The sequence below is a fragment of the Paenibacillus glycanilyticus genome, from assembly GCF_030161375.1.
In the GTDB taxonomy this organism is placed as follows: domain Bacteria; phylum Bacillota; class Bacilli; order Paenibacillales; family Paenibacillaceae; genus Pristimantibacillus; species Pristimantibacillus glycanilyticus_B.
This window is the reverse complement of the sequence record NZ_BSSQ01000027.1, coordinates 1-25132: the sequence shown is the minus strand read 5'-3', so window position 1 is coordinate 25132 and position 25132 is coordinate 1. Positions and strand designations below refer to the sequence as shown.

The following is a 25132-nucleotide window of genomic DNA, read 5'->3' as shown; positions in this document are numbered from 1 at the left end:
AACTTATACATGCACACATCGGCTAGGAAAGCTCACTCCGTTGTTCATATCATTCTTATTGTCAGCGCCGTCGCTATGCTTATTCCGTTCGTATGGATGGTGCTGACTTCGCTGAAGACAACGACGGAAGCTACGCAAATTCCGATCCGTTATTTTCCGGATGCCCCCAGCCTCAGAGGATATATCGAAGCCATCAAGCAATCGGAGTTCCCGCATTATTATCTGAATACGATTATTTCGGCGGTCATGAAGACCGTGTTTCCGGTCATTTTCAGTTCAATGGCGGCTTATGCTTTTGCCCGCATCCGGTTTCCGGGAAGCACCGCTTTGTTTGTCCTGATTCTCTCGGTCATGATGGTGCCCAATCCCGTGTTTTATACGCCGCAATACATGATGATGAGCGAGCTCGGACTCGTTAATACCGTTACCGCGCTATGGATCGCATCGCTCATCAGCCCTTTTGCTACCTTCCTGTTAAGGCAATTTTTCATGAGCATATCGAAGGAACTGGAAGAAGCGTCCGTTCTGGACGGCTGCAATCCGTTTCAAATCTACTGGCATATCATGCTTCCTTTGGTCAGGTCGGCGCTGGTCGCCATTGTCATTATTCAACTGCAATGGGCATGGAACGAGCTGCAATGGCCGCTTATTATTAACAGTTCTCCGGAGAAAATGACCTTGTCTTCGGGCATCGCGACACTCGTATCCATGTTTGGGACCGATTACCCGGTGTTAATGGCAGGAGCCTTTATGGCCGTTGTTCCGATGATTATTCTGTTCTTCTTATTCCAAAAGCAGTTCATTGAAGGCATTGCCTTCAGCGCGACAAAAGGATAACAGGCATCCGGGCTTTCAGGAGTCCGGATTAACCTGTTTTGTTTACAGACACCAAGATGCAGACCTAATTATGTTAGCGCTTTCAAAATTGAAAGAGGAGGATATCGATGAACCAATTATCCATGCATGATCTTAGGAAATCATCCGTAAAAGTGTTGCTCATCGTAAGTTTATTATTGAGCACGATGTTTGGGAATGCCGTGAACAGAGCAAGTGCGGACCCGGACCCGGGGCGCGTACCCGTTAATCCGTACCCAAGTCCTGCGGCGGACAGTACTCTAACGAAACATGATCTGACTTATGCCCCTAGTCCTCTCGACAATCCGCTGAAAGGTTTTGCCCCGTTCTATCCGTGGGAAACCGAAACCTCCTTCCCTCATAGCTTGGAATGGTATTATGTCCCGCTCAAAGCGGTAATGAACGGTCCGGATTCCTATACCTTCGATACGGGCATTGAACCCGTGCTTAATGCCATTGCGGCAAGAGGGAATCAAGCGGCGCTTAGAGTCTATCTTGAATACCCGGGAGAAGAGGATGCCATCCCGGCATTTATTCGCGATAGCGGCGTTGCCATGAGGCATAACGATACTTTTAACCAAGACGAGCCTGACTATGACGATCCGTTAATGGTCACCTATTTGACCAACTTCATTAAAGCATTTGGCGCGAAATATGATGGAGATCCGCGTATTGGATTTATTCATATGGGCCTCGTCGGGTTATGGGGAGAGTGGCATACCTACCCTTATGACGAGGATTCCGCGGACGGGCTGCCAAACTACATGCCAAGCACGGCAACGATCGGGAAGCTTCTCTCCGAATACGATGCAGCCTTCGACCACACGAAGCTTGAAGTCCGATATCCTGGCCTCTCTGGCGCATCGGCGTACAACATCGGCTATCATGACGACTCCTTCGGATTCAAGGAAGGCGATCCGCCGCAAAGCGTAACGCAGCCCGAAAGTATGGGCGGAGCCTATTATTCCTTTCTGACCAAGATGCTGGAAGCCGGTTCAGAGAATAAATGGATTACGGAATCGGTTGGCGGAGAAGTTCGTCCGGAAATTCAGAGCCAATTCTTTGCCGGCGGTTCTAATGTTGATGATGCGATAGACGACATTGAACTCACCCATGCGACGTGGATGATCAACCAAGGCGGGATCAGCAACTATAATGCCAATGATGAAGCTGTTGCCGCGGGCGTGAGAAAGATGGGTTACGATCTGAATGTGAAGAGCGCCCATTATAACGACATTGCGCAAGGCGACCCGCTGAAGGTCGGCGTTACGATCCAGAATAATGGCGTTGCTCCCTTTGCTTATCCTTGGAAGGTAGAGCTGGGAGTAAAGAATGCATCGGGGAAATTGGTTAAGCAGTGGGATACAGCCTGGGATTTGACGAAAGTCATGCCAACGCAGATCAGGACGTATCCGGAATGGAATGTATCCGGTGATTATGTCCCGTTCGGCGAACCTTATTATTTCGATACGGCAATTGCCGCTCCCGGCTTAAATGACGGGTACTACTACTTAGTGATGAAGGTTGTTAATCCGCTAGAGGCGATTAGCAATAAGGCTAAGAAAGTAGGATTTGCGAATACGGATCAAGACAAGGAAGGCTGGTTGAATTTGGGGCCGGTGCAAATCGGGGATTGCGCTTCACCGTGCACGGAACCTCCAACTTCGCCGCCCGCGCCGCCAAAACGCCTGCTTGTGGATGATTATGACGGGTCGCAGGCTTGGTCCGAAAGCACTCAAAATGATCTAAACCAATGGACCGGATCAACCGGCTTTGCCAACGGGAATGGCGCCGGTGTCGTGGCAGACGGCGCGCTAACGCTGCAGGTTCAGAACATGTCGCGGCTGGAAACGAATATCGGCCGAAATCTGGCAGATACGAGCAAGCTTGTCATCCGGGTGAAAGGAGCCGCCGGAGGCGAAGAGAAGCTGGTTAATGTCAGCATCGGCGGCGTAACCAAGACACTTGGTCAATTCAGCGGCGATACGGTAACGACAAGTTATAAAGACTTGGTTATCGACTTGCCTGCCCATGGCGTAAATATGTCGCAGACGATCTGGAGCATTGCGATCGCGCAAGCGGCTTGGGGAGCTACGGGAACCATCTCTATCGACGAAATCTATTTTACGGACAAATATGAATCGGATACCGATCCTGGAACCGATCCAGGCACAGATCCTGGAACGGATCCTGGAACAGATCCTGGAACAGATCCTGGAACCAATCCAGGCACGGATCCAGGCACGGATAAGCCGGGGCTCATTGAAGATTTCGAATCCTATGCGGATGCCACGGCCCTCGGGCAAGCATGGACGGAAGCATGGTCCGACAAGCCGGGTTCCGTTACTAGAACGCTCGGCCAGGCAAGCGGAAGCAAAGGTCTTAAGCTGTCGACCGCAATCACGGATTCGGAATGGTCGAATATAATCCATTCGATTCCTTCGGACAAGAGGGATTGGTCGAAGTATGACGGGTTAAGCTTCTGGGTCGACAACACAACGGACGACAATAAAGACTTCAGCTTAAACGTTGCGCTTCAAACAACTGTCGCCAAAGGCGAGTTTGGGTTAAAAGAAGGCGGTTCGGCGGATACGATCGCAGCGGACGGAACTTGGCATCCTGCTTCATTTAACGGCAGCTCGCTTAATGTTCCGGCAGGCTTCAAAGGTATTGTTCGCTTGTCTTGGGATCAATTCGTTCAATCGGCTTGGCAATGCGATGGCGTTCAGGCAGATTGCGCAGCTGTGCTTGATCCAAGCGACGTAACAGGACTTCAATTCGGCTACCCGCCGAAGGCTTACAGCCATAACGCCATTACGATTGATGACATCATGCTCTACCGGGCGGATCGAATTGTGGACGACTTCGAATCGTATGCGGACGATGCTGCATTGCAGAACGCTTGGCGGATTGATTGGGAATCCGGGGAACCGTCCACGATTCGCGCCATTGATCAAGTGAATGTATCAAACGGCACGAAAGCGATGAAGTTTTCCGTTACGCCTCCTGCGGGCAAGCCCGTATCCGATTGGGTCAACATTAAACGCAAGGCGTTCACCGGGACAGATTCGGATTGGTCCGCATTCGAAGGGTTAACCTTCTGGGTCAATAACCAATCGGCAAGCAATAAAAATATGGACCTCAATCTATCGCTTGTGACCGATGCGCCAAAAGGCGAGTTTTCCTTAAAACAAGGCGGTACCGTACAATTCTACAATGCCGCGTATGGCTGGAAGCCGGCGGTTCTTGGCGGAGGCTCCCTCTCCATCCCTGCCGGTTACAAAGGAATGGTCAAAATTCCTTGGAGCGCGCTCGTCCAGTCCGCATGGCAAGGCTGCGATGCTTGCGATGCCGTATTCGACGCGAGCAAGGTGCTTCAAATTCAATTCGGTTTTGGCCCGAACAATCAAGTGGACAATATTCTCAGCATTGACCAGATTAGCCTCTACGCGTTAGCCGGCAGGACCGGGGGGACAGGAGGAGGATCAACAACCGATCCGGTCGACCACCCGGCTCCGCCAGCTTGGGCAACAACGGCCGGAACGAGCGCACTTGACTATCAGCAAGCGCCGGTAGACAATCCGCTGAAAGGTTTCCTTCCATTCTACGATGCCAATGAAGAAGCTTATTTCACAAGCGGAGATGACTGGAGAGACCGGCCTACGCAGATTCCTTACAGCTTGGAGTTTTTCTATTTGCCGCTTAATAAGCTGATGAACGGCTTGAATGATTTTAACTGGACGGAGCTCGACAAACGGCTTGACGCGGTCGCATCCAGAGGCAACCATGCCGTCTTCCGGGTTTATCTCGACTATCCGAATAAACCTTCGGGAATTCCTCAATTCTTATTGGACGAAGGGCTGGAGACATACGCCTATTCGGAATACAACAACGGCAAAGAGGCCACAAGTCTAGCTCCCGACTACAATGATGAGCATTTAATGGGAGCATTGGACAATTTCATCGAAGCGCTTGGAGCCCGTTATGACGGAGATCCGCGCGTGGGAGCGTTGATGATCGGCTTGATTGGCTTCTGGGGCGAGTGGCATACGTATCCTTATGACGGGAATATCAAATCGCCAAACTTAATGCCAAGCGATGCCAACCTGAAACGCGTATTAACCGACATGGACAATGCGTTTGACGAAACGCAGCTTGTACTGCGGTATCCGATGGATAACAGTACCTTAAAAACCAAAGAATTCGATGTCGGCTACCATGATGACTCTTTTGCTTTCCAGACGCTTCCGCCAAGCTTGGGCGGGCAAGGCTGGCATTTCTGGGGTAGAGTGAACGACGCCGGAGTGACGGACTTCTGGAAAACAAACAGCATGGGCGGCGAGATGAGGCCGGAAATCCAGCTGAAGATGTGGAACAATGATCCGCCCGTATACAACGAACCGTCGGCTCCGATTGAGGGAGCGCAAGGGGAAGATTATTATACGAGTCTAAACCTCACTCATGCTTCTTGGTTAATTGCGCAAGGCATCTTCCAAACGCCTCTTGCGTCAGATGCACTGGCAAGAGCTACGGAAGGTTCGCGCAGAATGGGTTATGAATATTACGTGCCCGCCGCTTATCTGGACGCTGCGGATGGAAGTTTGAAGGTAGGAATCGAGCTTGAGAACAAAGGAGTAGCGCCATTCTACTACAGCTGGAAGGTAGAGCTTGCGGCCAAATCCGGCGATGGACTTGTGACAGTATGGGAGCCGGGTTGGGATCTGAAGGATGTTCTTCCGAACACGAATGGCTTTGATAACAATAAACTATTCGAATCTATCAACAATCCGGCGTTACGCAACGGAACTTATCAAATTCTCATGCGTTACGTAAATCCGCTGGAGGAAGTGAATGCGGATGCCAAGACGTTCCGCTTCGCAAATGCGGAACAGAATAACGACGGTTGGCTTGCGCTAGGTACGGTAAACGTAACGAATAGCGCTGCTGAAGCACCGATTAGAGTTACGGGGTTAACGGCAAATACGTCAACCCAAATTCAGATGGCCCCTGATTCCAGCACGGAGCTAAATGTTACCGTATTGCCTGCCGAAGCAAACAATAAAAGAGTCGTATGGTCGTCGGCCAATACGAAAGTTGCATATGTGTCAGCCTCGGGCTTGGTTAAGGCGGTTGGCGCCGGAAGTACCGTCATTACGGCTACGTCTTCTGACGGTAATTTCAAGCAGCAATTCCAAGTGACGGTTGCCTCCGGTTCCACTTCGAATCCGTCCTCGGGCGGCAACACATCGGGGCAGGAACAGGAACAAACGGATAAAGGAATGAAGCTGGGGCAAGATGCGGTGACCATTGCGCAATCAAACGGCGTAACCGAAGCAACGATTGATTCGAAGAAGCTGCAGGATGCTTTCCGCCTCCTGCACAATAATGCGGCTATCAAATCCAATGCCGTCCTTATCGAATTAAAAAACAACGGAGGAAGCGTGAAGGTCAATATTCCATCGTCGGCACTATCCGCTGCCGGAGACGCATTCATCGTTGTGCAAACGGATTTCGGCAGCTACAAGGTTCCCGTTCAAGCTTTAGGACTAACGGCGTTAGCGACAAAGCTTGGCGTCAGTACCGAAGCAATGACGATCCGTATCGTCATCAGCAAAGTAGCGGGCAACGCGGCGAATCTGCTGACTGAACAAGCAACCAAAGAAGGGTTGACCTTGCTAGCTCCCGCGCTGGATTTCAAAATCGTGGCGGAAGCTAACGGACAATCGATCGAGGTTACCGACTTCGGCAGCACGTACCTCGAGAGAACGGTTAACTTGCCGGGACCCGTCGATCAATCGAATACGATGGCTCTTCTATTTGATCCCGTTACGGCGACATTCCGATTCGTGCCGTCCATCGTCCAAAATAACGGCGGCAACACGGAAGTCGTTATCAAACGGAACGGGAATAGCATTTATGCGGTCGTGTCGGGCCAGGGCAGCAAGACGTTCTCCGATCTTCAAGGCCACTGGGCACAATCGGATATTGAATTGCTGGCCTCCAAGCGGATTATTAACGGTACGGCACCAGGCCGATTCTCGCCGGACACCGCGATTACCCGCGCGGAGTTCACGGCATTGCTTGTTCGTTCCCTTGGACTTAGATCTCCGGATGCGGCAACGTCTTTTAGCGACGTAGCTGGAGGGGACTGGTTCGCGGAAGCGGCGGCCGCAGCGGTTCATGCCGGAATCGTGAACGGTTACCCGGATGGTTCCTTTAAACCTAATGATCGAATCACCCGTGAACAAATGGCTGTCATGGCAGCCAGAGCGCTAGAGTTTGCAGGCAGATCGGTCCAAGCAAACGAGAATGCTCTTGGCAACTACAAGGATCAAGGTTCCGTAAGTTCTTGGGCAAGAGCTTCGGTAGCCGAACTGTTCACTGCTCAAATCATAAAAGGAAAATCCGAAACGACAATCGCTCCAGCCGCGCTCGCAAGCCGTGCTGAAGCCGCCGTAATGATCAAACGTTTGCTGCAGTTTGTACAATTTATCGCCTAAAAGTTAAAGGGATGAATAGGAGCACATGGCGCTAGTTGGCATGTGCTCCTATTCTATGATGACAGCGTATTCACGTTAATAGAATTAGTGTAGACTAGCAAGAAGAGACTATGGTTAGGGGAGCGTTATACGATGAAGCCTGCTGTCATCGGTACGGTTGCCGTACTTTTATTAGCCGTTGCGTACGTCATATTCAGTCCATATTTAAGCCAGGGCTTATCCCATAAGCCACAATCCCCTAATGCCGATTCAGCGGATCATGGATCAGAACCGTTCGTCACGCTTAAAGTGATTATGCCTGGCGACCAATCGGCCCGAATGGCCGATTTCGTTGAGAATGAACTAAACGACCGGCTGAGGAAAGATTTGAATATGAATCTTGAATTGACGTATATCCCCTGGTCGAATTACCAGCAAAAGCTGGAGCTTGCCTTATCCACCGGCGAGGATTACGACTTGTTCTGGTACGGCGCGTCTTTTGTGTCCGTTTATTCCACCAAAGGTTACATTCAACCTCTGGACCGGCTTTTGAATGCCTATGGGAAGGATCTTATTAAACATATCCCTGACGAGAACTTTAAGCAGAACCGGATTGGCGGCAAGTTATGGGCGATACCGTCCCAAGCTTTTACGTCCGCCGGCAAATTCTCATCCGTCATGGTCCGCCAGGATTTGCTGGAGAAGGTGGGCATGACAACTATTAAAACAACCAAGGATTTGGAGCAATTTTACGAACGGATGCATGCGATAGATCCAAGTTACTACGGTTATTTGGAAACGGATCGCGGGCATGAACTGCTATGGCGCGAATTGACGGATCGCAACTATTCTTCTTTGGACGAGCGGATGTTGTTTATGGTCGACGAGGATTCCGGAGAGATCGTTAGTTACGTGGAGTCTGATGTATACAAGAAAGTCGCAAAGCTGCGAGAGTCATGGGTGAATAAGGGGATTATCGACAAGAACCTTGTGGGAAATCCCGCGGCAAAGATCGACCAGGAGAACGCCGGCAAACTTCTTTTCCGAGTAGGCGCGGTCTCAAGAGCGATGGAAAATCTCCAGGCGGCAAGGAATGCCGATCCGAATGCAAGGCTGCGCGAGTATTATCTGGCGGAAGATAAGCCGAAATATATTACGAACCCCAGTAACGAGGCCTTTATGATTACTTCCGCATCGAACAATCCGGAACGCGCCATGATGTTTATGAATTGGATTCTTCAGAGCAAAGAAAATTACAATTTTATTATATATGGAGTAGAAGGCAAGGATTATGAGCTCGCGAACGGCAAAATCAAGCAATTGACCAACGATCAATTGATGTACGAATGGATGTGGCGGAACAAAGATTATTTTACCGCGCCGGCTAGCGTAGAAGACGACATTATTGACGATATGCTTGCTAATGACGAGAACTCCCGCATGTCCAAGCTGTCCGGATTCCATTTCAACGAAGCTCCCGTCAAGAATGAGATCGCCCAGGTCATGGCGGTCTATAAAGAGAAATTCGAGCCGATCAATTTTGGATTGGCCAGCTATGATCAATATTACGAAGATGCCCTCGCCTCTCTCAAGAAAGCGGGCTTTGACATTGTGTTTGATGAATTGAAGAAGCAATTCGCGGAATTCCAACTCCAACATTAAGAGGTTTCAGCCCGATGCTGAGAGGACGATTGATCATGAGCAGGTTCAACATTTTTACCAAGTTGATAGCTACTTTGCTAATATTGCTGATTCCAATCTTGCTCCTGTTTGCCGTATCGAACCGCACAAGCACGGATGTATTGACGGACGAGATTATTAAGGTCAAGCGGTATCAGATTGAGACGTTCGCCAACCAATTGGATGAGTTGTTTTTCCGGTTGGATACGTATAAGAAAATGCTGTACGAAAGCACGGATGTGCGCAATTTGGCTTATCCCGATTTGCTTGACGACGTGTTGGTTAAATACAGAATCAACCGGACCGTCTCGGAGGAGATTAACCGGCTTGCCGGATATGGGGATTGGAAAGCCGTAATTGCGGTTCTGTATCCAAAGACCGGAATCGTTATCAAGAGCAGCTCCAGCTTAAATGCGCTGCCGAAAGAATTTCCCGCGCAGGATACGTTCTGGCAATACTATTCGGATGCGGACGAAGAATACTTCATGGAAGTATTGTCTTATCCGGAGAAGACTATGGAGCAGGGAGAAGCCCATATGCGGGTGGTGCTGAAATTCGGCGTAGCCGCGCTAAGGAGCGCTTTGTCCGAGTTTAAAGCGAACGGCTCCGGAGATCCGTTCCTCTATCATCCCGGTTCGGACCCTATTTATAATTATTCGGTTAACGTGAAGCAGATTGACGAGTTCCTGCCCAAGCTGAAAGAGATTGACCCCGCGAAGGAAAGCGGCTATATGCTGCTGAAGTCGGACAAAACGAGCTTTCAGGTGCATTATCAGAAGCTTGAATCCTTGGGCTGGTATCTTGTTGACTACGTGCCAATCAGCCATATCATGGCCCCGATCAGCCGGAACCAGACGATGTTTTATGTCATCAGCGGCATGCTGTTGTTTATGGGGGCGTATCTGGCTTTTATGATGTATCGCAATATTCAAATTCCGTTCCGGAAGATGATCCGCAACATGAATCTGATCGAGAAAGGCATCTATTCCGTTCGGATGACCGACAAGCCCAACGGCGAATACCGGTTCCTGTACGAAAGATTCAACTCAATGGCTTCAAAGATCGAAGAGTTGATCGTGGACGTGTACAAAGAGCAGCTTAGGTCGAAGGATGCGACGCTGAAGCAGCTGCAATCGCAAATCAACCCGCATTTTTTATATAACACGCTGGCTTATATTAAGAGCATGATTGAACTGAGCGAACGAGAAGCGGCCATCTCGATGACGATGAATCTAAGCAAGTATTACCGGTACACGACCAAAACGGGAAGCAAGATGGTTCGGCTGCGAGAGGAACTGGATCTCATTCATTTCTATTTGGAGATCCATAACATGCTGCGGGACGATTTCGAATTTCAAATCGAGATTGAACCTCAGATGGAGGATCTCGAAGTGCCGAGGTTAATTGTACAGCCGCTTGTTGAGAATGTGATCCTTCATTCGTTTAACAACCAGTCCGAATACGGAATGATTCAAATCCGTTGCTGGAGGGAAGACGGCATGAATCATGTCGCGGTTGAGGATACGGGCACCGGCGTGGATTATTTGATGATGGAGTCCATACGGAAGAAGATTTATTCCGCTAACGAAGAGATCGAATCCGGGCTGAAAAACGTGCATCAACGTCTTAAGCTCATGTACGGCGGAGATTCGGGTCTGCAGCTCGGCAGATCGGAATTAGGCGGGCTTCGCGTGCAATTAAGCTGGATGGGCAAGGAGGAATAAGGATGTACGAAATATTAATCGTGGACGACCATACGCATCTGGTGGATAGTCTGGCGATTGGGCTTCCGTGGGAAGAGCTCGGGATCTCCAACGTGTACAAGGCTTATTCAGGCGAAGAAGCGCTGGAGCTGCTCAATTACCGTTCCGTTGATATCGTGGTAACGGATATTCATATGAACGGAATGAGCGGACTTGAATTAATTGCCCGGATCAATGAGAAGTGGAAAAACACAAAGGCGGTTATTATAACCGGCTATGATGAATTTCAATATGCGAGAGAGGCACTCCAGCAGCAGGTATGCGATTATTTGCTCAAGCCGGTATCCAACGAGGAATTGGAGCTAACGCTTCGCAATATCATTGCCAGAATTACGGAAGAAGGAAAGGAGCTGCTGGATCAGCAGAAGTTCGCCTACCGGTTCCGCGAAAGCTTGCCCAAATTAAGAGAGATGTTCTTGTTTGATTTAATAGCCGGCAAGAACTACCCTCCGTCCGATCTGCAGGACAAGCTCCAGTTGTACGAGCTTCCCTTCTCGGTTGAGAGGGATGCCATCCTCTTATGCATGCGGGTGGAGGAGGATTATTCGAATACGAACCTTTATAGTCTTTCGTTAATGGAATATGCGATGTTCAACATCGTAGAAGAAGTGTTCACGAACAAATTCAACGTGATGTATTGCAAGGATTCGCATGATTATTTGATTTTTCTCGTTCAAAGCAATCAAGGGGAACAAGCGGACAAGAATAATTCGGCTACGATTGAGGATTTGGCGAGACTCTCGCAGCATCAAATTAAACTTTATTTGAAGTCGAAGGTTTCCATCGTAGTAAGCAACTGGGGAGCGATTCCGAAAGACATCATGCCCATGTACCACTCTGCATTATCCGTTTATACCGACTATATCGGTTATCAGACGGAAAGCTTCTTTCATGCGACGGAGCAGAAAGAGGTATTCGATATTCAGCCGCTTGCGGAATTGTATCGTTCCCAGACGTTTATGGAACTTATCGATTTCGAGCAGTGGACGGCGTTCGAGAGCAAGCTGAACCGGATCTTCGAGGAGCTTGACGGCGAAGGAAGCGGAGCCCGTGAATACGGAGTGGAGATATACGTTACCTTGTTGCAAGCTTACTCCTATTATTTGCATAAGAAAGGCAAACGGATCTTCGAAGTGTTCGGAAGAGAGATCGAGAAGATGTTGAGAGTGGACTCGAGCTGGAGCGTGGAGCCGCTCAAGGAATGGGCTTTTGCCAGCTATGTTCAGATTAAGGCTTACAGCGACAGGCGTTCGGACCATATACGATCGGATCTCATGGAACGGATTCTCCATTTCATTCAAGAAAATCTGAAAGATATTACGCTGCAAACGGTAGCCGATCACGTCAATCTGCATCCCGTCTATGTGTCGAACTTATTCAAGCAGGACGCGGGAGAAAATTTCTCGAACTACGTGCTTCGTTTGCGAATGGAGAAGGCTGTCCAGCTGCTCAAGAACAAGGATTTGAGGATTAGTCAGGTTGCGCTTGAAGTCGGCTATCAGAAGCCGCAATATTTCATCAAGTTATTTAAAACGCAATACGGGATGACGCCGCAGGAGTTTAAGAATAGCGTATGAGGCGTAGCGGACAAACGGGGATAGCATCAAGTTGTGGGGAGTAGTGAATCTATGCGCTTATCTGAATTTTGCAAGGGGATTCAATTAGGAGAGGAAGCTTGCCGGATCATCTTTGGTTTCCGCCTGGAAGAAGAGGAATATGCGAGATGGAAGGAGCATTTTCGAACGGACCGCCATTCGTTCTTCCGCCATGTTACGGGAGAAGCGGGATACAGGCAGAAGCTGCTGTATCTTTTTGCGAGATTTGCCGTGGATGCTTATGAAGAATACCGGATGCGGGGAATTGATGATCGCGTTTATTTCGATACTTTCTCGGACATACGGATCTGGAGTGAAGTCTGCTTCAGAGATTATGGCGAATATGGCATTGAAGAATACAACTGGCTGCAAGAACATGTCAGCCTCCGGTTATTTCGCTTGGGAAGAATGCAGTTTCAGCCTATGGCATTTGACGGAGAGAGCTTGAAAGTAGGCAACTATTTGGTGGAAAAGCATCAGCTGGTGCTGAACGTTCACATACCGGAAGGAGAACCTCTAACCCCGCAGGAAGTGATTCGTTCGATTTCAATGGCCCGCCACTTTTTCAGGGGAATCCCTTCCGTTTATGTTTGCCATTCTTGGCTGCTATACCCCGGTCTGAGCCAGGTGTTGAAGGCCGATTCGAATATTATGAAGTTCCAGCAGTTATTCCATATTTACGAGTCGGATGAACAATCCAGGGAAGCGGAACGGAGAATCTTCAACCGGTTAGAGGCAAATCCGGAGCATTACGGGGAAGAGACAAACTTGCAGCGAGCGGCCAAAGCTCTATTAAGCGCCGGCGGGCGACTTGGGAGCGGATGCGGAGTATATATACCGGATATGATTTAATCATGCTATTATTTAATAGTTATTTCCATTTATGAGTCAGTCACATTCGGGAGGGAGATTCAGCGATGAAGTTTGGAGTTAGTTCTTATAGCTATTATCAAGCCTTAAGTTCCGGTGACATGGACATTCTTGATGTAATCGGTACGATTGCCGAGATTGGCGGGGAGCATATTGAAATTGTTCCTCTTGGTTTTAACTTGACGGAAAATCCGGAATTAATCGATGCGATTCGCCGCAAAGCGGATGAAGCGGGCATCGCGATTTCGAATTATTTGATCGGTGCTAATTTTGCCGGGAAAAATGACGCCGAATACGAGCAGGAAATCGAGCGCGTTATGCGCGAAGTAGATATTGCGGCGGCTCTTGGCGTTAAGCTGATGCGCCATGACGTGGCTTCATCCTCGGATACGTCCATCGGCAACTTCAACCGCGAGCTGCCTAGACTAGCCGAGGCATGTCGCCGGATCGCCGATTATGCGGCGACCAAGGGGATTACAACTACGGTAGAAAACCATGGTTATTTCCTGCAAGCAAGCGACCGCGTTCAAGCGCTTATTCACGCAACGGACCGGGATAATTTCAGAACAACGCTGGATGTAGGCAACTTCGTCTGCGTGGATGAGAATCCGGTTGTAGGCGTATCTAATAATATCTCCTATGCGGCTATGGTGCACGTGAAAGACTTTTATGTCCGCTCTCCCGAAAGCCAGCTTGGAGAAGGTTGGTTCCGTTCTTCCCAAGGCCAATATCTGCGCGGGGCAATCGTTGGCCACGGAGATATCGACATGCGCCGTGTACTCGGCATCGTGAAGCAATCTGGTTATGACGGCTACATTTCCGTTGAGTTCGAAGGTCTGGAGCCATGCCGCTTTGCCGTAGAGCAGGGATTAAACCAATTGAAAATAATATGGCAATCCCTTTAATGGGACTGCAAGTTTTGTAGAGAGTACTTGGCCAGGCAACGGTCGAGTGCTCTTTTTTTGCATGGAGTTTGCTATACTTAGTGATTATTTGGTGCCGGAGAGAAGGGGATTTGATGAAGGCTAGAGCTTTGTATGCCATGGCGGTCTTGGCAGCAATCCTGCTGGGGATCGGGTCAAGAGAATATGCCTCTATACTCCCCAATTTTGTAGCCGAGCATTTCGGAGACGCCTTATGGGCGGCCATGATCTATTTCGGCATGCGCACATTGTTTGTTAGGATGTCTCTTCTGCAGACCTTCCTGCTTAGTCTTGGGTTTTGTTTTGCCATTGAATGCAGCCAGCTGTACCATGCCTCTTGGATCAACGACATCCGGAGCACGCTGATTGGCGGACTAATCTTGGGGAAGGGATTTCTATACGTGGATTTGGTCCGGTATAGCGCGGGAGCTGCAGGGGCTTATTTGTTGGATCGGTTTATTACTAAACAATGAGCCTTGCTTATCCGGGAGCAGTTCGTTTTGTGTAACTGCTCTATTTTATTTGTCTTTCTAATCTCTTTTTTTTGGAATGCCTGTATACATATGACTCACCAAGACGTTGTATAGCTTGGAGGGAGGTTGACAGTGGACGAGCAGATGTTGCGCTTGCTGCAGGATAGAATGAAGCATATCCAGAGATATTTAATACGTTTGGGCGCAAGCCGAGCTGACGCTGAAGATATTGTACAGGATACGGTATACAAAGGACTTCTTTATCTTGATTCCATCGTACCGGATAAGCTTACAGCTTGGTTATACCGAGTCGCTCTTAATCGGTATTTTGATATGCTTCGCAAGCGAAAAAAAATCATGTATTTAGTTGAGGACGATATTCTTGGCCCTAGTGAAATTCCGGAGGATGTCTTGCTGCAAAAAGAGCAAAGAGAAGAAATTGAGCTAGTAATGGAATCACTCACCCCTATTTTTAAGCAGCTGCTTATTTTGAAATACGAGCTTGATTTCAGCTACCGTGAAATAGCAGAGCTAATAGGTATTCGTGAGGAAATGGTAAAAACATATCTTTATCGGGCTCGAAAGCAATTTCAAAGAAATTATGGAGGAAGATACAATGAACGATAATGAAACGATTATGGATGAGAGTGAAAAACTGTCAACCCTCGTTAAAAAAGCAAGACGAAGAACGATTTGGAGAAACGCGGGTATCTCCTTTGGAATTACACTCTTTATTCTCGTTATAGGTTGGTTTATTAATCTGCAGCTGCAGTATAAAAGCTCGGAAACGTCACAGCGCGATATTGAGATGCTAAAAGAGATCAGCGGTCCCAATCAATATTTGTATAGTACTACGGTTAACTACGGGTTTCTTCGCGGTACGCTCGAGTACAGAACGTATAAAATGATAGAGGGCATACCGGTGATTGGGGATGAGGAGAATTATGAATTTAGTTCTTGGGGAACATTTTCTCGCTATAGCAATAATTCTCCCTTGTCGGTTTCGGACCCAGGCATGAATGTAGAAGGATTTGATTATATGCGCGCCTATAATCCTTACAGCGGAGAACGGGAAATGGCGTTCTACCTTCCAAACGTGAAATACGTCAATTATCTAAATGAACTTCCACAGCTTAATGATATGAATGGACAAAAGTTGGTGGAGTTAGGGATCTCCTTTGACACTAATTATACCGTTGAGCAAATTAAAGCTATGTTGCCTAATGGGGTCCATCCAGTATGGTACTGGGTAGATACCTACTCGAATATGCAACAGTATCTTGCTCATAAATCACCTGATGGTAAAGTAATAAATCCATCACCAGATTCAGAGCGCTACGTTTATGGTTTCGCAAATAATTTGGAGAATGGGAATGCGTCTGAAGAAAAGTTTCTAAGTAATTTGGAAGTCGGGCTCCATTCCAACCGGAAATATAAACAGGAATATGAGCGGATTTATGACTATTTACGAAAAGACAAGGAAAAGCCTGATGTGAATGATGTAAGAGTTATTGGTGTCGTTGTGACAGGAACAGCGGACAGCTTGAAGATGCTACAGGAGAAAAAATACGTGAAGGCGGCTGTGTTAGGCGCGGTTGTTGATAAATATTGAGTTAGCAGAAGATATTTTACACGGGGGTCTTTAGGTGCAAAGAACGATAATAGATGATTTAAATGATGTTGATATCATTACAGATGAATTCATTATTAAGCCTGAAACTAATAACATTCATTTGCTCCATTCCAAAACAATTGAACATCTAAACCTCTATTCATTTAATCAAAAACAATTTGAAAAGGCTGTTGAATACTTTAATGTGAGCTCTCTAAGCTTTTATGAATTTAGAGTTGAGGATTTATCGCCATTTGAAAACTTGGATAGAGTCGAAAACCTATCGCTTGCTTGGAATACCAAAGCATTTCAATTGTGGAACATGGAAAGGAATATCAACCTAAGGCGACTGGTGATTTCCGATTTTTCAAAACTGAGATCGATAGAGTTAATAAAAACAGGAACAGTGCTTGAAAGCTTAGAGTTGTCTGGTGGAATCTGGACCAAGCTAACTATTGAAACATTAGAGCCATTGTCAGAGTTAAAGCGACTTAAGCAGTTAACCTTAACTAATATTAAAGTTGACGACCAATCTTTAGGACCGCTAGTTGAACTGAAAAACCTCGAAAAGCTTGAACTATCTAATCAGTTCGCGGTTGAAGAGTATGCCAAATTATCTGTTGTGCTCACAGAAACCAAATGCGATTTATTCTCTGCCTATACAAAGCTTAACAGTCCAATCGAAGATAAAGATATCATGATCACGGGGAATGGGAAGCCGTTTCTTAATTCCGTCGCGGATGTGAAGAAAATAGACGCTTTCGAAACCAAATTTCGCAAGTTGCAAGAGCAGTATAGGGTTAGTTTTCTCAGCTATCAGGAAGATAGCTTGATATGGTCGATATTACCAGTTAGCGGTACAATAGGTAATATCCCAATATCAGAGGAGGCAATCCGTGCTCGATATAAATAAAATTAAAGAGATTATCCCTCATAGATATCCATTTCTTTTGGTCGATAAAATCATAGAAATCGTTGATGGAAAGAAAGCAGTTGGTATTAAAAATGTAACTTTCAACGAAGTGTACTTTAGTGGTCACTTTCCAGATTATCCCGTTATGCCTGGGGTTCTAATTGTTGAAGCACTGGCGCAGGTTGGTGGAATTGTCATGTCTAATGGGGAAAGCAATACCAACATGATTGGACTATTGACCGGTATTGATAATTGTCGCTTTCAAAAGCAAGTAAAACCAGGAGACCAACTCTATCTTGCATTTGAGGTGACTCGAGTTAAAGGCCAGATAGTCAAAGGTAAGGGCGTAGCAATAGTTGACGATGAATTAGTTTGTGAAGCTGAAATCATGTTTGCATTTAACTGAGGCATTAACTTAACGAAGAACGATAATTTAACATGTTATTATGGGGTGTTCAATGTTTAGTTATAGAAACACGACAAGTGAGATCTCAAGTAGCGGAATAGATACAGCAATTATATCGGTGGGCGCAACGGAACAATTTGGACCATACTTGCCTATGCATTTAGATACACTTATTGCTGAATTGTATGCTGTCGCATATGGCAGAGAATTGAATGCATATGTGTTACCTACCGTTCCCTTTAATACATCAGAAGAGCATGCTAATTTTAAGGGTACGGTTACCGTAAGTCCTAACATCTTGACAGCAATGCTAGAGGATATTATTTGTAACTTAACTAGACAAGGCTTTAGAAAATTTTTGGTTTGTACAGGACACGGCGGTTCTTACTGGGAAAGTGCATTTATAAAACATATCAATTATAAATATCCAGAAATTATTGTGATTACTGCAAATCATAATAATCATCTTGGATGGGAAGAAGCGATTAATGCTGCAGGCTTAGAGGGTTTGAACGAAATGCACGGCGGTCTCTTGTCCGTTTGTACTGCAATGTGGCTTTGTCCAGAGACGGTAAAACTTCAGTCAATGGGATCAGATATTCCTTCAGAAAACCGTCTTTTTGCAGATTACCTGGGATGGGATAAGCTAACAAAGGATGGCTGTTGGGGGAAGTTTGAAGAAGGGGTCTACTCCCAAGAAGAATTAGCTGAGAAAGGTAAGATTTTTTGGAATACGTTTATTGAAAAAAGAACTAATGGCCTCAAACAAATTCTTGAAGATGGATATCGCCTGAAAACTCAAGGCTAATTCACCTTTTGCGGGAAGATAATTTCATACACAAAGAAGTTTTTAAATAATGTAAGGTAGAGGTGTTAAGTGAGCCACCATATAAGAGGAGTAATACTTGAAGGTTTTTCACATGCCGGAAAAACGTCTGTTTTAAAAGCTCTAAAGCAACTTCATGCACAAGATGAATCATCCGAGCGCAGTATAATTGTTTTAAGCGAACATTACTCTCAGGTGTTAAACAATGTTCAAGGAGATTTGCAACGATTAAATCGTGATGAGCACCTTCAGTTGCTGAAGGAAAGGGTTCACATGTTAAGAAAATTAAATGAATGGGCAGCTTATTTGGGGCCAGATGCATCACGGGCATCAAGAGGTATATTTTTTGTATTGGAAAGATTTCATTTGAATCATAGAGTAGCATTTCCCAACGGGCTTTTACATGAAATTGAATCGCTTGAAAATGATTTGTTAAGCCTTGGTGCAACATGTGTTTTGCTAACCGTATCTTCTGACATCGTGGAGCAAAGAATGCAAAGCCGAACACCCCACGAATGGACGAACAAAACAGAAGAAGAGATAAGAAATTCAGCTAATGAATTTATTCAAACTCAAGCGGAATTACGCAAACATGCTAGTTTGTCTATCTTGCCAACCATAGAAATAAATACGGATAAAAAAGAATGGTTTACATATGCAAACAAAGTGTTGGATTTATTAAGCTCTAACGGTTGACTAACACGGCAGCAAGCTCCTTTTATAGAAAATTGTTTGAAGAAGCAATTTATATGAAACGAACGGAAGGCTCCCTAGATATTGAATCCATACCGCTGACCATAAGGCCATATATTAGAGGAGCAAGCATTTAAGATAATGGAAGACATGATGTTAACGATGAAGGGCTGAATTATTTTTACAAAATTGATTACGTTGATGGAATAAATGAATTTGATAGATGAGGCTGATTAATTGTGAAACGTTTCATACTCTCTGCATTATCGTTGCTATTATTGATTGTGATTTTTACATTCTTCTCTAACAGACAGGACGCTCAAGAATACGTTACTGCTACCGCAAAGGATTACATGGAGGCTGATAGCAGCTGGGGAAATTTTAAGATCATTAATACGGACAGAAGAGAGAACTATGTCGCTGTGAAAATAAAATATCAAACGAAAGCAGACTTTGTTCCACCGGAAAGATGGTTTATCAAAGATAATGTGAAGACAGCCCAACTGGAATCCGGATATCAGCAGTGGGAAGGTAATATTTACTTAATCAAAAAGTGGTATATTCGGTGGCTTATCATTAGATAAGTTAACGGTGATCAACCGCCCCAACAATGGAGCGGTTTTTCTTTTTGTACGGGCATAAATAAGAGTAACAGAGTATTTACATTTATTTGATTATAGAGCTAATCTTAGTATATAATATAGGAACAAATGTTCTTGTTTGTCGGAGGTGTGAATATGGCCGTTGAGATCAAAGAGATTATATCCAAGTCGATTCTGAGCGAAGCCAAAGGGTATTTGGACGTCGGCTTTACTCATTCCCTTAATCCTTATAGCGGTTGTGCGTTTGCCTGCAAATATTGTTATGTCAGGGAGATGCCGATCCAGAAGTTTAAGCAGATTCCGTGGGGAGAATGGGTAGACATTAAGGCCAACGCTGCGGAGATTTATAGGAATGAGGTTGGTAAGCTTCGCCGGAAGAACAAGTCGATTCATATCTTTATGTCTTCGGCAACGGATCCTTATCAACCGATTGAACGGGAAGCGGGAATAACACGGCGGATCTTAGAAGCGATGCTGGATTCGCCGCCTGATTTCGTTCAGATTCAAACAAGAAGTCCGCTTATTCGGCGGGACCTGGATTTGATTACGCAATTGAAGGAGAAATGCGAAGTTCTTGTTTCGATGACGGTGGAGACGGACCGGGAAGACATGAAGCGGTTGTTCGCGCCGTATGCGCCGGGCATTAAGCTGCGGATCAACGCATTGCGCGAGCTGCATGATGCCGGGATTACGACGCAAGCCGCGATCTCCCCTGTGCTGCCGTTTACGCCGGATTTTCCTAAGAAGCTGGAAGGGATTGCGGACCGAATTTGGATTGATACGCTGAGTATCGGTGACGGATCGATGGGCAAGCGTTCGAAGAGATTGGGAATGCCGCAGCTGTTTGACGATCATGCGCTTACGGACTGGTACCGGAGCGATATTCACGCAAGGGTAGAGACGTATTTCAAATCTTATTTCCCGGCGGAAATGATCCATGTATCGAAGAGTGAGGCTTTTCCGATTTAGCGTTGATTAAGGGAGTCTCTGCCATTACACTTGGATAGGACGCAGAAAAACTATCGTATGCCATTATCCAATTGTTTCATGACAGAGGAGGAAATAGCTATGTTATTGCAACCGAAATCAAAGCTGGTTATGATTGGGGACTCTATTACGGATTGTGAACGGGCCAGACCAAGAGGAGAAGGACTGTTTGGCGCGATTGGCAAAGGTTATGTTTCGCTGGTGGATGCGCTGCTTACAGCGGCCTATCCGGAGTATGGCATCCGTATTGTTAACATGGGATCAAGCGGCAATAACGTTCGCGACCTGACGGAACGCTGGCAGACGGACGTGCTGGATTTGAAGCCGGATTGGCTGTCGATCATGATTGGTACTAACGATGTGTGGAGGCAATATGACTTGCCTGCTCAAACCGAGCAACATGTCTACCTCGAGGAATATGAACAAAAACTTGAAGCGCTTGTGGAACGCACGCTTCCGCAGTTGCAAGGTCTCGTATTAATGACGCCGTTCTATATCGAGCCGAATGAAGCGGATTCGATGCGCAGAACGATGGACCAGTACGGTGAAGTCGTAAGGAAAATCGCATCCAAATACAATACCCGGTTTGTCGATACGCAAGCAGCGTTTAACCAAGCGCTTGCTCATATTTATCCGGCAACACTCGCTTGGGACCGCGTGCATCCGAATATGTCGGGCCATGCGGTGCTCGCTCGCGCATTCCTGCAAGCCATTGAATTTGATTACAACCGCGGGTTGTAAATCTTAGCGTGATACAGGGTCGTCCCGAAAGGGATGACCCTGTTTTGTGCTTAACGATGTGGCACAACGCTAAGCACCGCGAATTCAACTAAAGGGACGTGCCTAACGATGTCGCGCATCGTTAAGTGTATAAAAAATGATGAAAAGCAGGCGAATCTCCCTATTTATTCAAGTTTAACGATGTGGAGCATCGTTAAGCCCTGCAGATTCTGCAAAAGGGAAGCCCTTAAAGATGTTGTGTATCGTTAAATACAACAAGCTTAACTTTAGGAGTAAGAACAAAAAAACGATGCCAGGGCTAAGCCCTAACATCGTTTTTTTTTATAAGAGTTTAATGCGCGCGGCTTGGTTTAGCCTTGACCTTGTTATCTTTCTGGTTCGACGATTTGTTCAGCTCGGCGATCAGTTTGTCGCCTTCCACGTCGAGGTTCGGCAAGATGCGGTCAAGCCATTTCGGCATGCTCCACGCCTTGTCGCCAAACACGGCCATGATAGCCGGAACAAGCGCCATACGAACGAAGAACGCATCGATCAGAATACCAATCGTGAGGGCAAAACCAATCTGCTTCAGCATAATGTCTTCGGTCAAGATGAAGCCGGCGAAGACGGATACCATGATAACGGCTGCCGCCACAACGACGCGGCTAGATTGTTTGTATCCATCAATAACGCTGGAAGTTCCTTTATGGCCGTGTACATAAGCTTCGCGCATGGAGCTAACGAGGAACACCTGATAGTCCATTGCCAGACCGTACAAAATACCGGATACCATGATCGGCATAAAGCTAAGAAGCGGACCGCCGGTATCAAAGCCAAACCAATCATGCAGCCAGCCCCACTGGAAGACAGCCGTAGTGATGCCGAATGTAGCCAGAATACTTAGCAGGAAACCAATTGTTGCTTTGATCGGAACGATAATCGACCGGAATACGAGCAACAGGATGATCAGCGACAGGATCAGAATGATGCCGATATAGATCGGGAACACCTCTGCCAGCTTCGCAGACATGTCAATGTTGATTGCCGTGAAGCCTGTAACGCCAAGCGTTACTTTGTTGTTTTTCGAAATGCTGGAGTCGTGATCGCGCAGTTCTTTAACGAGTGTTGTAGTTTCGTCATCGGTAGGACCGGATTTCGGAATAACGCTTATAATCCCGATATCGCCTGTTTTATTAATGCCCATTGGACTAACAACCGCGACATCGTCATGCTGCTGGATATCTTGAACGAGCTTGCCAAGCAGCTCCGGCGTCACTTTGTCGGAAGAGCTTGCAGGCTCAGCGACCAGAAGCAGCGGGGAGTTAAAGCCTTTGCCAAAACCGGCCGAAATCGCGTCAAAGCTTTGTCTTTGAGCTGTATCCAGGTTGGCTGTGTCGCCAGCTGGCATACCGAGTTTCATCTCGGTAGCCGGAATGGCAGCCGCCCCAAGGATAACGATAACGCCAAGGATGACGAGCCAGCGGCGTCTTACAACACCGGTTGCCCAGCGGTGGGCTGTACCTTGCTTCGCTACTTTGGCCTGTTCTTTATTTTTCTGACGGGCTTTATCCGAAACGATTCGCTCGCCTACGAGACCAAGCAGTGCAGGAAGCAACGTCAAGGCTACCAGTACATTAATGAATACACTTGCTGCGGCAACAAGGGCCATCGCGGTTAGGAAGTCGATATTCATAACGATCATGCCGCATAACGCGATAATAACGGTTAACCCGGCGAAAAATACCGCGCTGCCCGCTGTGCCGATGGCACGGCTTGCCGCTTCGCGCGCATCAAGACCTTGATCCAGCATCATGCGGCGCTGCCGATTGACGATAAACAACGAGTAGTCGATGCCGACAGCCAGACCAACCATCATCGCAAGAGCAGGAGTAATATCGGTCATCGGAATAAATTTGGAGAGGGAATAGGCTCCCCCTACGCTAATGCCTACACCCAGAAGGGCGGTTACAAGCGGAAGACCGGCTGCAACGACGGAACCAAGCGTAATGAACAGAACTACTGCGGCAACCAAGATTCCGATTCCTTCAGTCGCGCCAATTGCGGGTTTGCCTACAAGCGTGTCGCTAGGCAATGCTTTAATGCCGAGGTTCGCTTGTTCAACAGCCGTAACGTCAGCTACAACGTCATCAATTACTTCTTGCGGCAGCGACATTTGCTGGACGGTGAACTGGAATTGGAACAAAGCGACGTTGCCGTCAGCGGAGATCATCACGCCCGGCACGGGATTGCCGTCTACAATCAATGGACCGTAGGAGGCAGCAGCCGCCGTTTGATTGGCGCTGGCGTCCGCCGAACCTTGCTGAGCATCTCCGGAAGCGGAGGTGGCGTCGGATTGTGCTGCGCCGGATTGTGTTGCATCGGTAGCCGAAGCTCCCGCTTGCGCGGCTAATTCAGCAGGATTAATGACATAATCAATGCTGTAAACGTCATTGATAGCTTTTGTCATAGCGGTTATTCGTTCCGGCGTATCCAGGCGTTCGCCCTTTGGTGCCGTGAATACAACGCTGGCTTGGCCGCCTGACACTTCCGGCAATTCTTTGGCCAGCTGATCCAATACTTTTTGCGCTTCCGTGCCTTTAATCTTCATCTCGGAGCTTGTATGGATGCCGTTAATGCCAATCAGGGCGCCAACAACGCCAAGAATGGCGATCCAGGCGATAATGAAATGCCATGGCTTGTTATAAGCGGATTTGCCTATTTTGTACAAAAGTGTAGACATAACAGTGTGGCTCTCCTTTTATATGGGGAATGATAGGATACTGTAGGTTTCTTCACGATCAGAATCCGTTTTTTAAATAACGAAACATATCGTCTAAGTACTGATCGAGCGAGATGGAATCAGGCGACTTTTCGCTGGACTGACCTGGGAAAAGGATGTTGCTGCTGCCGTATAACATGGGCAATGCAGCGCCATATGCGGCTCCAACGAGCAGTTGGATATAGCCTTTGGCATATTGCTCTTCGAATAGATCGAGTAGCAATTCTTGGGCAAGCCCTTGATGACTGTGCAGGGCGCTAAGGATATAGGGCTCTAAAGTAGGATGTTGCTTGGATAACTTCACAAGCTCGCGTGTTTTTTTGAACAAGCCTGCGGTTAGCTCCATTCGGACCAGATGTTCCATGACTTCGAGCGGAGTAGCATTCTCGGGCAATTTCTCGATTAATTGCTGCACCTCATCCACGTTGTTGAAGGCCGAAGCCCCCATGACTACCGCTTCTTCCTTGCAGGAGAAATGATTCGCAAACGTTCTTCTCGAATAACCTGCGCGCTGCACGACATCCTCTACAACAAAGCCGTCCATTCCCAGTTCCATCGCGAGGTCAAAAGCGGCTTCGGCGAGTGCGTTAGCCGTTGCTTCTCGTTTGACATCGCGCAAGCTTTGTTTGTTCATCGTCTATCGGCGGTATGCCTTCACCTCGTTTCGGGTTGATTCGTATAGTTATATTATTGCCCAATGGGCAATGATGCACAATGGGAAGAGTTGACGGTTTTGTGGCGACGGGCGGTAGCAGGCAAAAAGCCTGCTCCAGGGCCGGTGGGTGCCGGGCGAGCAAGCTAGCCAGGTCTGTAGCAGGCAAAATGCAACTAGAATGAAAAGTGGACACCAGTTAAGAGCTGTCTCTTATACACATCTCCGAGCCCACGAGACGGACTCCTATCGCGTATGCCGTCTTCGGCTTGAAAAAAAAATGGGGGGGGGGGGGGGGGGGGGG

The 25132-nt window shown here is 47.2% G+C and carries 19 protein-coding genes and 1 pseudogene; 18 read left to right on the top strand and 2 right to left on the bottom strand.

All coding sequences use genetic code 11. From position 1 onward, the window contains the following. Window positions 1-9: 9 nt before the first annotated feature. From QQK89_RS27470 to QQK89_RS27390, 17 genes are all read left to right on the top strand, one after another. The gene (locus QQK89_RS27470; protein ID WP_284241962.1) at window positions 10-837 is read left to right on the top strand and encodes a carbohydrate ABC transporter permease; all 828 of its coding nucleotides are present in this window, start codon (window positions 10-12) and stop codon (window positions 835-837) included. A 107-nt stretch (window positions 838-944) separates the two neighbouring features. Beyond that, on the top strand, window positions 945-7355 hold the full coding sequence (locus QQK89_RS27465; RefSeq protein WP_284241961.1) for an S-layer homology domain-containing protein: 6411 nt from the start codon (window positions 945-947) through the stop codon (window positions 7353-7355). 132 nt (window positions 7356-7487) lie between these two features. After that, entirely contained in the window at window positions 7488-8996 is a 1509-nt protein-coding gene (locus QQK89_RS27460) for an ABC transporter substrate-binding protein (protein WP_284241960.1), read from the top strand. A 35-nt stretch (window positions 8997-9031) separates the two neighbouring features. Next, window positions 9032-10738: a sensor histidine kinase gene (locus QQK89_RS27455; protein WP_284241959.1), complete on the top strand. Its 1707-nt coding sequence runs from the start codon at window positions 9032-9034 to the stop codon at window positions 10736-10738. 2 nt (window positions 10739-10740) lie between these two features. Beyond that, window positions 10741-12354, top strand: coding sequence for a response regulator transcription factor (locus QQK89_RS27450; protein WP_284241958.1), 1614 nt, complete (start codon window positions 10741-10743; stop codon window positions 12352-12354). Window positions 12355-12405: 51 nt separating this feature from the next. After that, window positions 12406-13224 (top strand): acyltransferase domain-containing protein, encoded by an 819-nt coding sequence (locus QQK89_RS27445; protein WP_284241957.1) that lies wholly within the window; start codon window positions 12406-12408, stop codon window positions 13222-13224. A gap of 65 nt (window positions 13225-13289) precedes the next feature. Then, window positions 13290-14147: a sugar phosphate isomerase/epimerase family protein gene (locus QQK89_RS27440; RefSeq protein WP_284241956.1), complete on the top strand. Its 858-nt coding sequence runs from the start codon at window positions 13290-13292 to the stop codon at window positions 14145-14147. A gap of 113 nt (window positions 14148-14260) precedes the next feature. Further along, window positions 14261-14638, top strand: coding sequence for a DUF2809 domain-containing protein (locus tag QQK89_RS27435; RefSeq protein WP_284241955.1), 378 nt, complete (start codon window positions 14261-14263; stop codon window positions 14636-14638). Between the two features lie 132 nt (window positions 14639-14770). Beyond that, window positions 14771-15265 (top strand): RNA polymerase sigma factor, encoded by a 495-nt coding sequence (locus QQK89_RS27430; protein WP_284241953.1) that lies wholly within the window; start codon window positions 14771-14773, stop codon window positions 15263-15265. Then, the gene (locus QQK89_RS27425; RefSeq protein WP_284241952.1) at window positions 15255-16250 is read left to right on the top strand and encodes an anti sigma factor C-terminal domain-containing protein; all 996 of its coding nucleotides are present in this window, start codon (window positions 15255-15257) and stop codon (window positions 16248-16250) included. The genes QQK89_RS27430 and QQK89_RS27425 overlap by 11 nt, the downstream gene beginning before the upstream one ends. Window positions 16251-16284: 34 nt before the next feature. Then, window positions 16285-17163: a leucine-rich repeat domain-containing protein gene (locus QQK89_RS27420; protein ID WP_284241951.1), complete on the top strand. Its 879-nt coding sequence runs from the start codon at window positions 16285-16287 to the stop codon at window positions 17161-17163. After that, window positions 17147-17569: a 3-hydroxyacyl-ACP dehydratase FabZ gene (gene fabZ, locus QQK89_RS27415; protein WP_284241950.1), complete on the top strand. Its 423-nt coding sequence runs from the start codon at window positions 17147-17149 to the stop codon at window positions 17567-17569. The genes QQK89_RS27420 and fabZ overlap by 17 nt, the downstream gene beginning before the upstream one ends. A gap of 52 nt (window positions 17570-17621) precedes the next feature. Beyond that, entirely contained in the window at window positions 17622-18377 is a 756-nt protein-coding gene (locus tag QQK89_RS27410; protein ID WP_284241949.1) for a creatininase family protein, read from the top strand. A 69-nt stretch (window positions 18378-18446) separates the two neighbouring features. Then, window positions 18447-19091, top strand: a complete 645-nt coding sequence (locus tag QQK89_RS27405; RefSeq protein WP_284241948.1) for a DUF4515 domain-containing protein — start codon at window positions 18447-18449, stop codon at window positions 19089-19091. 236 nt (window positions 19092-19327) lie between these two features. Continuing rightward, complete coding sequence (locus tag QQK89_RS27400; protein ID WP_284241947.1) at window positions 19328-19672, top strand: hypothetical protein; 345 nt, start codon at window positions 19328-19330, stop codon at window positions 19670-19672. Window positions 19673-19825: 153 nt separating this feature from the next. Then, the gene (locus tag QQK89_RS27395) at window positions 19826-20659 is read left to right on the top strand and encodes an SPL family radical SAM protein (protein ID WP_284241946.1); all 834 of its coding nucleotides are present in this window, start codon (window positions 19826-19828) and stop codon (window positions 20657-20659) included. A 99-nt stretch (window positions 20660-20758) separates the two neighbouring features. After that, window positions 20759-21418 carry an SGNH/GDSL hydrolase family protein gene (locus QQK89_RS27390; protein ID WP_284241945.1) on the top strand — a complete coding sequence of 220 codons (660 nt, stop codon included), beginning with the start codon at window positions 20759-20761 and terminating at the stop codon, window positions 21416-21418. Window positions 21419-21749: 331 nt separating this feature from the next. Here QQK89_RS27390 and QQK89_RS27385 read toward each other — a convergent pair whose 3' ends face one another. Beyond that, window positions 21750-24137 (bottom strand): MMPL family transporter, encoded by a 2388-nt coding sequence (locus QQK89_RS27385; protein ID WP_284241944.1) that lies wholly within the window; start codon window positions 24135-24137, stop codon window positions 21750-21752. A 57-nt stretch (window positions 24138-24194) separates the two neighbouring features. Here QQK89_RS27385 and QQK89_RS29695 point away from each other — a divergent pair, with 57 nt between their 5' ends. After that, window positions 24195-24437 (top strand): GTP-binding protein, encoded by a 243-nt coding sequence (locus QQK89_RS29695; RefSeq protein ID WP_349816754.1) that lies wholly within the window; start codon window positions 24195-24197, stop codon window positions 24435-24437. Between the two features lie 208 nt (window positions 24438-24645). On the opposite strand, the pseudogene QQK89_RS29690 reads toward QQK89_RS29695, so the two are convergent. Then, window positions 24646-24810 (bottom strand): annotated as a pseudogene (locus tag QQK89_RS29690) (TetR family transcriptional regulator); the annotation flags it as partial. Window positions 24811-25132 lie beyond the last annotated feature (322 nt).